At 75.5% G+C, this 12092-nt stretch carries 11 protein-coding genes; 6 read left to right on the top strand and 5 right to left on the bottom strand.

Annotated elements, in window-relative coordinates; genetic code table 11:
* Positions 1-38 precede the first annotated feature (38 nt).
* Positions 39-599, top strand: coding sequence for a pyridoxamine 5'-phosphate oxidase family protein (locus IE251_RS17480; protein WP_189753895.1), 561 nt, complete (start codon positions 39-41; stop codon positions 597-599).
* 99 nt (positions 600-698) lie between these two features.
* Here IE251_RS17480 and IE251_RS17475 read toward each other — a convergent pair whose 3' ends face one another.
* The 5 genes from IE251_RS17475 to IE251_RS17455 all read right to left on the bottom strand — a co-directional run bounded on the left by IE251_RS17475 (position 699) and on the right by IE251_RS17455 (position 4287).
* The gene (locus tag IE251_RS17475) at positions 699-983 is read right to left on the bottom strand and encodes a heavy-metal-associated domain-containing protein (RefSeq protein WP_189753894.1); all 285 of its coding nucleotides are present in this window, start codon (positions 981-983) and stop codon (positions 699-701) included.
* 101 nt (positions 984-1084) lie between these two features.
* Positions 1085-2341, bottom strand: a complete 1257-nt coding sequence (locus tag IE251_RS17470; protein ID WP_373302014.1) for an MFS transporter — start codon at positions 2339-2341, stop codon at positions 1085-1087.
* On the bottom strand, positions 2338-3507 hold the full coding sequence (locus tag IE251_RS17465) for a PLP-dependent cysteine synthase family protein (RefSeq protein WP_189753893.1): 1170 nt from the start codon (positions 3505-3507) through the stop codon (positions 2338-2340). Before IE251_RS17465 ends, IE251_RS17470 begins: the two co-directional genes overlap by 4 nt.
* A gap of 116 nt (positions 3508-3623) precedes the next feature.
* Positions 3624-4049 carry a hypothetical protein gene (locus IE251_RS17460; protein WP_189753892.1) on the bottom strand — a complete coding sequence of 142 codons (426 nt, stop codon included), beginning with the start codon at positions 4047-4049 and terminating at the stop codon, positions 3624-3626.
* A 31-nt stretch (positions 4050-4080) separates the two neighbouring features.
* Positions 4081-4287: a hypothetical protein gene (locus IE251_RS17455; protein WP_189753891.1), complete on the bottom strand. Its 207-nt coding sequence runs from the start codon at positions 4285-4287 to the stop codon at positions 4081-4083.
* A 161-nt stretch (positions 4288-4448) separates the two neighbouring features.
* Between IE251_RS17455 and IE251_RS17450 the strand changes: the two genes are divergently transcribed.
* The 5 genes from IE251_RS17450 (at position 4449) to IE251_RS17430 (ending at position 12028) form a co-directional block, all read left to right on the top strand.
* Positions 4449-5414 carry a DUF8832 domain-containing protein gene (locus tag IE251_RS17450; RefSeq protein ID WP_189753890.1) on the top strand — a complete coding sequence of 322 codons (966 nt, stop codon included), beginning with the start codon at positions 4449-4451 and terminating at the stop codon, positions 5412-5414.
* 144 nt (positions 5415-5558) lie between these two features.
* Entirely contained in the window at positions 5559-6569 is a 1011-nt protein-coding gene (locus tag IE251_RS17445; protein WP_189753889.1) for a hypothetical protein, read from the top strand.
* Complete coding sequence (locus tag IE251_RS17440) at positions 6566-8695, top strand: bifunctional serine/threonine-protein kinase/ABC transporter substrate-binding protein (RefSeq protein WP_189753888.1); 2130 nt, start codon at positions 6566-6568, stop codon at positions 8693-8695. The genes IE251_RS17445 and IE251_RS17440 overlap by 4 nt, the downstream gene beginning before the upstream one ends.
* Positions 8695-10875: a bifunctional serine/threonine-protein kinase/ABC transporter substrate-binding protein gene (locus IE251_RS17435; protein WP_189753887.1), complete on the top strand. Its 2181-nt coding sequence runs from the start codon at positions 8695-8697 to the stop codon at positions 10873-10875. Before IE251_RS17440 ends, IE251_RS17435 begins: the two co-directional genes overlap by 1 nt.
* 157 nt (positions 10876-11032) lie before the next feature.
* A complete protein-coding gene (locus tag IE251_RS17430) occupies positions 11033-12028 on the top strand; it encodes a hypothetical protein (RefSeq protein WP_189754021.1) in 996 nt (331 codons plus the stop codon).
* Positions 12029-12092: the final 64 nt, after the last annotated feature.

Genomic DNA, 12092 nt, shown 5'->3' with positions numbered 1-12092 from the left:
CGCCACGACACCGAGAGAACGAGAACGGGAGGTCCCGCATGGCGATCGACGAGAGCCTGCTCGAGCGGACGGCACACCTGCTGAACCGGGCCCGCTATCTGAACCTGGCCACCGCGCGGGACGGAGCCCCCTGGGTGGCCACCCTGGAATACGTCTGGTTCGCCGGTCCGTTGCGCTTCGTCTTCGGTTCGTCCACCGGCGCCCGGCACAGCGGGGACATCCGCGCCGACCCCCGGGTGAGCGGTTCGCTGTTCGTGCCCGAGGGGGCCGCCGGGGTGGCCGTCGCGTCCGTCGACGGCGCCCAGTTCACCGGCCGCTGCGCGGAGATCGGCCCGGAGCAGCTGGAGGCGTACCACGCACCCTTCTACGAGACGGTGTTCCCCGACGCCGGGGAGCGTGCCCGGTGGCAGCTGGCGCCGGAGCGGCTGCGGGGGGCCGCGCCGCACCGCCTGTACCGGGTCGATGTCGACCGCTGGTGGCTGATCGACACCCGGCACTGGGAGGAGGACCGTATCGACCGCCGGATCGAACTGCCCCTGGACGCCGGCGCCCAGGCCCGGCTGTCCGCCCACGCGCGCGTGCACGCGGTGTCCCCCTGAGCGGGGTGAACATGATCCGGCCGGGCCCGCCGACGGGGGTGGGCGAGCCCGGCCGGATCGCTCCCCGCACCGCGACGGGGAGCGTCCCGGGGACCGGCCTCAGGCGGCGCGGCCGGACAGCGCGTAGCCGGCGTCGTCGACGGCCCGGGCGATCAGGGCGTCGTCGGGGTTGTCCTTGGCGACCACGGTGACCCGGCCCGTCTTCACGTCCACCTCGACCGACAGCACGCCGTCGACCCCGCTGACGGCCTTGGTGACCGCGGCCTCGCAGTGGCCGCAGGTCATCCCCGTCACGGCGTAGACGGTGGTGGTGGCGTCGGTGGTGATCTGGGTGGTGGCCGAGCCGGAGTGGCAGCTGCCGTCGGGGCTGCAGCAGGACGACATGGACTTCCTCCTGAGGGTGGTGATGAATGGAGCGCGTCAAATACCCCTAGAGGGTTGGGGTATTGGCATGCGCTGACGAAGCACAGGTATACCCCCTACCCCTATCCAGCGGCAAGTCGTCCGGCCGCCGGAACGGGCGGCGCGGCCAGGTGTCCGGCCCGGTGCAGCCGCGCGACCAGGGCGGCGCAGCCGAAGCCGGTCGCGGCCAGCACCACCCACGGCAGCCAGCGCAGCCCGGTGTCGAACAGCGCCCCGACGGCCAGGTTGCCGAGCGCGACCGCGATGCCGGAGGCGGTGTTGTAGGCGCCGTAGTAGGTGGCGACGAGCCGGTCACCGGAGAGCCGGACCACGGTGTCCATCTCGAACGGGTAGAGCAGGGCGCCGCCCCAGGCCAGCAGCACCGCGCACCCCGTCAGGGCGGCCACCCCGGCCACGGGGGCATGCGTGCGGGGCAGCAGGGGCAGGAAGGCGGCGCCCATGACCGTCAGGCCGTGGACGACGGCTCGCGGACCGGACAGGGCGCGCTGCGCCCACGCGGTCAGCTTCGCCTGCCCGGCCAGCGCGGCCAGCGCCGAGACGGCGAACACCGCGCCCGTCACCACGCCGGTCCGGGCGCCGAACAGGTCCCGGGCGTGCAACGGCAGGGCGAGATACACCTGGAAGGCCAGCACGTAGGAGCCGCTCATGGCGGCGGCGAACAGCAGGAAGGCCCGGTTGCCGGCCACGGTGCGCCAGTCGGCGGCGACCGCCCGCCAGGCGGGTCCGGCGCTCCGGCCGGCCGGGGGCCGGGCCGGCAGGGCCCGGGCCTGGAGTACGGCCAGGGCGCCGAAGACGACCGCCGCGACCGTGCACACGGCGCCGAAGTCCCAGGCCAGCAGGGCCAGTCCGGCGAGCGGGCCGATCAGGATGCCCGCCTGGTAGAAGACGTTGAAGGCGGCGAACGCCGCGACTCTCCGTTCCTCGCCGGCGTCGGCCGCGAGATAGGCGCGCACCGCCGGGTTGAACAGCGCGCCCGCCAGGCCGGTCAGCGCCGAGGCCGCCACCAGGACGGGCAGCGATTCCGCCACCGCCAGCAGGGCGAACGCGGCCGCGCGCAGGGCGCATCCGGCGAGGATCGGCGGCTTGCAGCCGTAGCGGTCGGCCAGGGTGCCACCGAGGAGGAACATGCCCTGCTGGGAGACGTTGCGCACGCCCAGCACCAGCCCGACGGCCCAGGCCGCCAGGCCGAGACCGTGGGCCAGGTGGTCGGCCAGGTAGGGCATCAGCATGTAGAAGCCGAGGTTGATGCCGAACTGGTTCACCATCAGCAGCCGGGCCGGCCGCCCGAAGCCGGCCGTCCGGGCCCACGGCCCCCTCACCGGGCACCAGCCTTCGCCGGGACATCGGCCTTCACCGCGGCATCGGCCTTCGCCGGGGCACCGGCCTTCGCCAGGGCGCGGGCGAGCGGATCGCGGACCCGGGCGCACCTGGTCCAGCGCGTCACCACCCGCGCGTCGGGCTCGGCGATCTCGTCGGGTTCCGTCGGCGGGGCCGGCCCGAGGAGCCCGTGCTCCCGGCACCAGTCGTCGTCGTAGACGGTGTGAAGGTAGCGGTGCGGGCCGTCGGGGAAGACGGCGGCGATCCGGGTCCCGGCGGGGTGGTTCCGGGCCGCCCAGCCCGCCACCAGCGCCACCGCCCCGACGCTCCAGCCGCCGGAGACGCCGTACCGGCGGGCGAGGCTCCGGCAGGCCCGGACGGCTTCGGCCGGGCCCACCCAGTGGACCTCCGAGAAGGCCGCGTAGTCGACGTTGTCCGGGTGGATGCTGGAGCCGAGCCCGCGCATCAGCCGTGGCCCGGCCGGCTGGCCGAAGATCGCCGAGCCGACGGCGTCCACGCCGACGAGCGTCAGCCCGGGGCAGCTCTCGCGCAGCGCGGCGAAGATCCCGGCGGAGTGTCCGCCCGTGCCGACCGCCGCCACCAGCACGTCGACGCGGCCGAGTTGGGCGATCAGTTCGGCCGCGAGGGGCCGGTAGGCGGCGGGGTTGTCGGGGTTGCGGTACTGGTCCGGGCAGTACCCGCCCGGGGTGCGGGCCAGCAGTTCGGCGACCCGCGCGCGGCGGGCCTCCTGCCAGCCGCCCTCGGGGTGCGGCGCGGTGACCCGGACGACCCGTGCGCCGAGCGCGGTGAGCAGGCGGGCGACGGGGGGTTCGAGGCCGGGGTCGGTGACGACGGTGACGGGGTGGCCGTAGGTCAGCCCGGCCAGGGCGAGGCCGAGGCCGAGGGTGCCGCTGGAGGACTCGACGACCGGCGCGCCCGGCGCGAGGTCGCCACGGCGCCGGGCCTCGCGGAGCATGTGCAGGGCCGGCCGGTCCTTGAGGCCGCCGGGGTTGGCTCCTTCCAGCTTGGCGTGGAAGCCCCGGCCGGGCGGGGCGAAGGGTTCGCCGATCCACAGGACCGGGGTGTCGCCGACGAGTTGGGCGGGGTGCCGGGCGGCCGGCGGGCGGGGTGTGCGCGTGCGGAGCGGCGCGAGCGGGGAGAGGGGCATGAGGGTACGGCTCCTTCGCGCCCGGCCTCGGTACGGCGGGCGCTGTGCAGAGTGGGGGGCATGGCGCGCGGGCACTCCCCGGCCCGCCTGACGGGTCCGGGGGTGCGGGGGCCGCCCTATTGCCGCAGCACTCGGACGACCGCTAGCGAGGGGCCGTTGGCGCGGTCGATCGGGACACCGGGGGGCCTGCGCCGGCCGGGGTGCGTCGCCCGCCCGCGCGGCACGGCGGGCAGTGCCGGCGGGGGCTGCCCGCCGTCGCGCCCGGTGTCGTCCAGGGCCGCGCGCGGCCGGTCCGCCGTGTGGTCCAGATGACCGTCCGCCGTGTGCCGGTGCCGGGGCGGGCCGGTCGGATCCGTGCCGTCGGCGGTGTCCGCCGGGTGCGCAAGCTCCCCCGCCGCCACGGCACTCGGGCCGGAACCGGCGAAGGAGCAGGCGTGCACCGAACCGGTGAGATGGGCGGCGATCACCAGGACCAGCCCGATCAGCAGGGCGGCGCGGCGCAAGCGCCCCGCGCTCCCGTCGCCGCCCCACGTTCCGATCACATGCGCAGGGTAGTGGTGAAGTGACCCCCTGTCACATCGCGGCGCGCCCGCCGGCCCCCCGGCAGCCGCAGAGCCGGCCGGGGTCCGCTTGACCGAGATGGGCGGCCAGGGCCTGGAGGAGGGCGATCGCCGCCATGCGGGTCACGGGGTGCCCGGCCCCCTTGCGGAGCACGGTCCATACGGCCGGTCCGCCGCCCTCCGGCGCTCGCCGTCCGGAGGTGTTCAGCCTGGTGGTCATCCTGAGGGTCCTCTCGTCGCGCACTGGCGGTGACACGACCCAACGCATACCCCCGGCCCGTATCGAGAGGCAAGACGTTCCCCGACTTGACTCTGTACCCCCCTGGGGTATGTTGAAGGTCATCGGGCCGCCTGTGGGCAGCGAACAGACGAGGAGTCACCATGAACACCGGGCTGCGGATCACCGCCTACGCCGCCGCGCTCGCCGCCGCGTTCGGCATCGCCTACGGCGTCGGCGGCGGCGTCGGCGAGATCTCTCTCCGGACCGAGGGCGCGGCACACGACGGCCACACGGGCGCCACACCGGGCGGGAAGACCGCCGCGGGTCCCGGCCCGGCGGCGGCCCCCGGCGGACTGCAGACCTCGGAGCGGGGCTACACCCTCGACCTGCGGACCCCGGCCGTCACGGCCGGCCGGAAGACCGACCTGCGGTTCGCGGTCGTACGGGACGCCACCGGGCGCCCGCTCACCGCCTACCAGGAGGAGCACACCAAGGAACTGCACCTGATCATCGCCTCCCGGGACCTGACCCACTATCAGCACCTGCACCCGACGCGCGCCGCCGACGGCACCTGGTCCGCGCCCCTGACGCTGCCCAGGGCCGGGGTCTACCGGGTCTTCGCCGACTTCACCCCGGACGGCGGCGAGGGACTGACCCTCGGCGCCGACCTCACCGCCTCCGGTGCCTACGCGCCCACGCCCCTCCCCGCCCCCGCCGCCACGGCCGAGGTCGACGGGTACCAGGTCAGCCTCCGCGGCCGGCTCTCCCCCGGCCGGGACAGCGAACTGACGCTCGGCGTGACCCGCGGCGGCAAGCCGGTACGTGACCTCCAGCCCTACCTCGGCGCCTACGGCCACCTGGTGGCGCTGCGCTCCGGAGACCTCGGCTATCTGCACGTGCACCCGAACGGCGAGCCCGGGGACGGCAGGACGCGGCCGGGACCGGACATCTCGTTCACCACGACGGCGCCCAGCACCGGCACCTACCGGCTGTTCCTGGACTTCAAGCACGCCGGCCGGGTCCACACCGCCGCGTTCACCGTGCGGGCCGGCCGGCCCGCCGAGCGGCCGGACACCCCGGCGACGCCCGCTCCGGAGTCCGGGGAGCACTCCGGGCACCGTCACTGAGCACGGGCTGTCACACGGTCCGGACCGTGTGACAGCCGTGGCACAACTGGGCCACGTGATCGTCAACTGCCGCCCGCTCCCTGCCTGTTGCCGCCTAGCATGAGGTCCGACGCATGACGGCCGGGCGACCCGCGGGGGGACTTCGTGGAGCTGGGAGGGTCGGCGGCGCGCCTCGGCTGCGCCGTCGCGATGTGCGGCTTACTGCTGGCCGGCTGTACCTCCGGCGGGGACGGTCCCGGCCGGCCGCCGGCCGGGACGAGGAGCGGCGGGGGCGCCGGCACCGGCCCGTCGCCGACCGCCGTGGTCGACGCCGACCCGGCCAGACTGCCCCGGACCCGGGACCAGGCCGCCGCCCTGGTCCGCGGCATCATGCCGGGGCCCTCCGCGTTCGGGCCCGGCACCGTCCGCCATGAGCCGTACGAGAGCGACCCGCGGCGGTGGGCGGTGCTCGGGGATTCCTGCGTCTGGGAGCAGCGCCCGCTCCCGGACGACGTGCTCGCCACTCTGACCCGCCACTACGAGATTCCGGCGCGCGGCGGCAGGGGGCCGCTGCGTCTGAGTGCCGTGGTCACGGTGCACCGCTCGGCCGAGCAGGCCGACTGGGAGAACGCCGAGGTGCTGGAGGAGATGATGCGCTGTCCCTCCCAACTGCTGCGCCCCGGTGAGGTGCTCCGGGACCTGACCGACGTGCCGAACGCCCTCGGCGACTCGGGCAACGGTTTCGCCGACGACGTCCTGGCCGAGTCCGGCACCTACACCGGCGACGATGTCGGCGGCCCGCACCCGTACGTCTGGGAGCAGACCCGCGTCGGCCAGTTCACCCTCGCGGTCTCCGCCCGGGGCGCCAAGGGCTGGACCCGGCGCGGCCTGCTGGACCTGCTGCGCGAGCCGTACGCCACGATGCGCGGCAGCCTCCGCGGCGCGATCGAACGCCGAACGCCGGCCGGGTCGGTCCCGCCTCCGGCGACAGGGACCGACACCCCGAGGACGACCGGACCCACCGGCCCGGAGGCGACCGGGTCCACCGCCCCCGAGGCCGCCGGGATCGCGCGACCGACGGCAGCCAGGGCGACCGGGGCAACCGGCCGGGCGGCAACCGGGACCACCGCCTCCGAAGAACCCGGACCAGCCGCCCCCGAAGGCGGTCGCCGATGACCGAGAAGCTCAGGCCCTCCGACCCCTCCCGCATCGGTGGTCACCGGCTGCTCGCGCGGCTCGGCGCCGGCGGCATGGGGGTCGTCTACCTCGGCCGGGCGCCGTCCGGGGAGCTGGCCGCCGTCAAGGTGATCCTGCCGGAGTACGCCGACCAGCCCGAGTTCCGCGCCCGGTTCCGCCGCGAGGTCGCCGCGGCCCGCCGGGTGGACAGCCCCTGCGCCGTGCCGGTGACCGGCGCCGACCCGGACGCGCCCGCGCCCTGGCTGGCCACCGCCTTCGTACCGGGCCCCTCGCTCGCCGAGGCGGTCGCCGCCCGCGGGCCGCTGCCGCCGGCCGCGGTGCGCGTGCTCGGCCGGATGCTGGCCCGGGCGCTGAGCGCCGTGCACGACGCGGGACTGGTGCACCGCGACGTCAAGCCCGGCAACGTCCTCCTCGCCCTGGACGGCCCCCGCCTGATCGACTTCGGTATCGCCCGCGCCGCCGAGGAGACGGCCCTCACCTCGGACGGCATGGTCGTCGGAACCCCCGGCTTCCTGGCACCGGAACAGGCACGGGCCCGCCCCGCCACCCCCGCCAGTGATGTCTTCGCCCTCGGCTGCCTCCTCTCCTACGCCGCCACCGGGCGCCCGCCCTTCGGCACCGGGGCCGTGGACGCCCTGCTGTACCGCACCGTCCACGACGAGCCCGACCTGGAAGGTCTCCCCGACGGTCTGCGCGAGCCGCTGGAGCGCTGTCTCGCCAAGGACCCGGCCGCCCGGCCCACCGCCCGCGAGGTGGACGAGGCGCTCGGCGGGGACACGCCCTCCGGCGCCGCCGACTGGCTGCCCGACGACGTCGTACGGCTCGTGGCGGACCGGTCCGCCGCGCTGCTCGCCCTGCCGGACATCGAGGCGACGGCCCTCGACGCGGGGACGGACGAGCCGCCGGCGGAGGTTCCCGGGGACGCGGCCTCGTCGTCGCGCCCCGGCGGCCGCCGCCGCTTCCTGCTCCTCGGCGGCGCGGCCCTGCTCGCGGCGGGCGGCGGCGCCGCCTTCTGGGCGAGCCGCCGCGACGACGCGCCCGCCCCCGCCGCGCGCCGCGTGCTGCTGGGCGTCCAGGCCGATCTGACGGGGCCGCAGAAAGCCGTCGGACAGGCGCAGGAACGCGGTGTACGGCTGGCCGTCGAGCAGTTCAACGCGCGGAAGGACAAGCCGTTCACGCTCACCCTCACGGTCGCCGACGACGGCGGCGACGAGACGCGCGCGGTACGGGCCGCCCGGTCCCTGGCCGCCGACCCCGACCTGCTCGCCGTCATAGGCTCGACCGGTGACCGGACCACCGGCGCGAGCCTGGACGCCTACGACGCCCGGCTCGTTCCCCAGCTGACGGCGTCCTCCGCGCAGGCGGTGTACGGCGTGTCGCAGCCGCGCCGCTTCCTCCAGGCCGTGCCCGGGTACATGGTGTCGCCCGCGCTGATCGCCGTTCACCTCGCCAAGGCCGGCGCCCGGCGGGCGGGCCTCCTGATCGACCGCGACGGCGGCATCCCGTCCTGGGAGATCGGCCACACCGCGTTCCAGGCCCTCGGCACCCTCAGGATCCCGGCCGAACCACGGGTCGTGCCCCGGCTCGCCGGGGATCTCGCCCCGGTGGTCGCGGAGATGCTCGCGCACGAGCCGGACGCATTCCTCTACACGGGCACCCCGGCGCGTGCGGCGGCCGTCGCCCGCGCGCTCGCCGAGCGGCGCTTCACCGGCGTGCGCGCCCTCGGCTACCCGGCCGCCGGCCAGGAGTTCCTGACCGCCGCGGGTCCGGCCGCCGAGGGCTGGCAGGTCTTCGCGCCGTACATCGACCCGTCGGCCGCGCGGGTGCGCGGCTTCGCCGACGCCTACCGCGGGCGCTACGGCTCCGCTCCCCCGTACTGGGCGGCGGAGGCCTACGACGTGGCCCGCATGGTCGTCGCCCGGCTCGCCGGGGCGGGCGGCCGGGCCTCCCGGACCAGGCTGTACGGCCTGCTGGCGAAGGGCACGTACAAGGGGCTGGTGCGCACCTATGCGTTCGACGACAGCCGGCAGCTCAAGGGATACGGCCTGTTCCGCTACGAGGTGAGGGGCGGCCGGTACGCCTACGCGGGCGAGGCGGCGTTGTGATGCGCCCGCTCGCCGCGGACGACCCGGAGGACATCGGCGGGCACCGGCTGCTGGCCCGGCTCGGCGCCGGCGGCATGGGCGTCGTCTATCTCGCCCGCAGCGGGGGCGGGGCGCTGGTCGCGCTGAAGGTGATCCGCGCCGAGCACGCGGCGGATCCCGCCTTCCGGGCCCGGTTCCGGCGCGAGGTGACGGCCGTACGAGGGCTGTCGGGGCGGTGGCTGGTGCCGGTCGTGGCCGCCGACCCGGAGACCCGTTCGCCCTGGCTGGCCACGGAGTTCGTGCCGGGCCCGGCCCTGGCGGAAGCGGTCGACGGGCATGGACCGCTGCCCGTGGCCGCGGTGCGTGCGCTGGGCTCCCGGCTGGCCGAGGCGCTGACCGCCGTGCACGCGGCGGGTCTGGTGCACCGCGATGTGAAGCCGGGCAACGTGCTGCTGGGCCTCGACGGTCCCCGCCTCATCGACTTCGGCATCGCCCTCGCCGCCGGGGCCACCGCGCTGACCGCGCCCGACGCCGTCGTGGGCACCCCGGGCTTCCTGTCACCGGAACAGGCCCGCGCCCGCGCCGAGGGGGTCGGCCCGCCGAGCGACGTGTTCTCCCTCGGGTGCGTGCTGGCGTACGCGGCCTCGGCCCGGCGTCCGTTCGGCACCGGACACGCGGCGGCGGTGCTGTTCCGCACGGTGCACGAGGACCCGGACCTCACGGACGTGCCCGCCGGACTGCGCCCGCTGATCGAGAGCTGCCTCGCCAAGGACCCCGCGCGCCGTCCGACCGCCGCGCGGGTCCGGGCGGCGCTCCAGGACCCCCGGACGCGGCTGGCGCGGGACGCCGGTCCCGCCGGCGGCGGGACCGAGGCCTGGCTGCCGCCCGCCGTGCTGCGCCTGGTCGCCGAACGCTCCGCCCGCGCACTGGACATACCCGCCCCTCGCCGGGCGGCACCCGAGGAGGCGGTCACCGGCCCGGCGCCGACGGCCCCGGCCGGGCAGCGCGCGCCGGGCCGGCGGCGGGTGCTGGCGGCGGGGGGCGCGGCGGCCTCGGTGCTGGCGCTCGGCGGCGGGACCGCCGCGTATCTGACGCTCGGCCAGAGGTCCGGTGCCGAACTGCCCGTGTACACCCTGGGCTTCCAGGCCGACCTGAGCGGTGCGGACAAGATGGACGGCGTGGCCCGGGAGCGCGGCGCGCGGCTCGCCGTGGCGCACCACAACGCGCGCGCGGGCATCGCCTTCCGGCTGGCCCTCGACACCTTCGACGACCGGGGCGACGCCAACCGGGCCCGGCAGGCCGCCGAGCGCTTCACCAAGGCCGCCGTGCGCGCGGTCCTCGGACCGGACACCCCGACCGCGGCACGGGCCGCCGCGCCGCGCTATCAGACCGCGCGCACCGCCATGGTCCTGGTGTCCCTGGACGATGCCCGGCTGGACGAGGACGACACCCTGCGGACCCTGCGCGTCACCCGCGCCCCGGAGCGGTTCCTGGCGGTTCCGCTGGCCGCGTACCTGACCTCCGTACGGCCGGTCGGCCGTACCGCCGTGATCGACGACAGGGCGGCGGGCCGCGTGGGCTCCGACCTGGCCGACTCGCTCACCCAGCGTCCGCCGAACGAGGGCACGACCCGCGTGTACCCCGTGCCGGCCGAGAGCGACGACTTCTCCCCCGCCGTCCGCGCCGCGCTCGCCGACCGGGCCCAGGCCGTCGTCTTCACCGGGACATCGGCGGACCGCGCCGCGCGCTGCGCCCGTGCCCTCGCGGAGGCCGGCTTCACCGGGCCGCGCCTCGGCACCTGGCACATCATGCGACCGGACTTCCTCCGGGCGGGCGGCGCGGCGGCACAAGGGTGGGTGTTCGGCGCCCCGTTCACCGATCCCGGCAGCGTGTCCGGCGCCTTCCGGACCGCCCACCGCGCGGCCTACGGCACCGCGCCCGGCCGCTGGGCCCCGGAGGCGTACGACGCGGTGGGTCTGGTCGCCCGGGCCCTGGAGTCGCTGGGCGGCCGGGCCGGCGTCACCGCCGGGGCGGTCGCCGAGCGACTGTCGGACCTCACCTACCAGGGACTCGCCAAACCCCTCCGCTTCACCGCCGGCAGCATCGACGCACCGCAGGGCGAGGGGTACTTCCTGTATCAGGCGGAAGGGAACGTCTTCCGGTTCCTCGGGCGGTCCGACCGGTTCACCAAGCAGGGATAAAAAATCGAATGCAACCTTGTGCGCGGGCTGTGAGTCTTCTCATCGATCACACCGTGGTCGCGTCTACAAGGAGACCATCATCAGCGCCATACGCAAGACCCTCACCGCCACCGCCGTCGTCGGTGCCGTCCTCGCGGGCTCCGCCGCCTGCGGAACGGTGGAGCAGCTCTCCGCCGGCCAGAAGCTCGACAAGGCCTTCGACAAGCTCGGCGAGAAGAAGACGCTCTCCTTCGAGCTGGACCTGGACACCGATGCCGCGACCCTGAAGGCGCTGGACGCCAAGTCCGAGCCGGAGCCCGGCGACGAGATCCCCGACGAGGCCGCGAAGCTGCTCAGCGACGCGAAGATCACGCTCACCGTGGAGTCGAAGAAGCCGCTCGCCGAGTCCGGTGAGAAGGACCTCGTAGGCATGGCCATGAAGGTCAGCAGCCCGGACGGCGACCTCGCCGAGTACCGGATGATCGGTGACTTCATCTACCTCCGCGCCGACGCCGACACCCTCGGCAAGCTGTCGGGCAGCCCCGTCCCGTCCGCCGACGAACTGCCGCCGGAGGCCGGCGCCCTCAAGGACGTCCTGCAGGGCAAGTGGGTGAAGTTCAGCGTCAAGGAGATGGAGAAGGCCGGCCTCGGCGGCGGAGAGGACGAGGACGCTCCCTCGCCCGCCCCGTCCCTGGACGCCAAGACGCAGAAGAAGCTCATGAAGTCCCTGCGCGAGGTCGTCGCCCGCGAGGTGAAGCTGAAGACGGCCGACGGCGACGGTGACACCGAGCATGTCACCGCGACGGCCCCGTTCCGTACGCTGATGACCAAGATGATCGGTGAGATCCGCCCGCTGGCGAAGGACCTGCCGCCGGGCATGGACCTGCCGACGGAGAAGGACCTGAAGGACGCCCCCAACGCCAAGGTGACGGCGGACTTCACGCTGAAGAACGGTGAGCTGTCCGAGGTGAACGTGGACCTCGCCAAGCTGGCCGAGACCGCCAAGGTCAAGAAGCTGGGCCTGGTTCTGCGGATGAGCGACGGCATCAAGCCCACCGCGCCGGCCGACGCCAAGGTGCTGGACATGAAGCAGATCATGCAGGGCATCTTCTCCCCGCCCGGCATGAGCGAGGAGGAGTTCGGCGACGAGGACTTCGGCGACGAGGAGTTCTGATCCCGCCGGGCGTACGGGGAGGGTGCCCGGGCGGACACCCTCCCGCCCTCGTCGCGGGGGCGCC

It is taken from the genome of Streptomyces eurythermus (assembly GCF_014649115.1).
Taxonomy (GTDB): Bacteria; Actinomycetota; Actinomycetes; order Streptomycetales; family Streptomycetaceae; genus Streptomyces; species Streptomyces eurythermus.
Note: the sequence above shows the minus strand (reverse complement) of the source record. Positions and strands in the feature narration are given on the sequence as shown.

Excerpts from the sequence above, each read along its gene's own strand:
- IE251_RS17450 (WP_189753890.1), top strand. The coding sequence starts at position 4,449 with ATGAACACCGGGCTGCGGATCACCGCCTACGCCGCCGCGCTCGCCGCC.
- IE251_RS17440 (WP_189753888.1), top strand. The coding sequence starts at position 6,566 with ATGACCGAGAAGCTCAGGCCCTCCGACCCCTCCCGCATCGGTGGTCAC.
- IE251_RS17455 (WP_189753891.1), bottom strand. The coding sequence starts at position 4,287 with ATGACCACCAGGCTGAACACCTCCGGACGGCGAGCGCCGGAGGGCGGC.
- IE251_RS17475 (WP_189753894.1), bottom strand. The coding sequence starts at position 983 with ATGTCGTCCTGCTGCAGCCCCGACGGCAGCTGCCACTCCGGCTCGGCC.
- IE251_RS17480 (WP_189753895.1), top strand. The coding sequence starts at position 39 with ATGGCGATCGACGAGAGCCTGCTCGAGCGGACGGCACACCTGCTGAAC.
- IE251_RS17465 (WP_189753893.1), bottom strand. The coding sequence starts at position 3,507 with ATGCCCCTCTCCCCGCTCGCGCCGCTCCGCACGCGCACACCCCGCCCG.
- IE251_RS17435 (WP_189753887.1), top strand. The coding sequence starts at position 8,695 with ATGCGCCCGCTCGCCGCGGACGACCCGGAGGACATCGGCGGGCACCGG.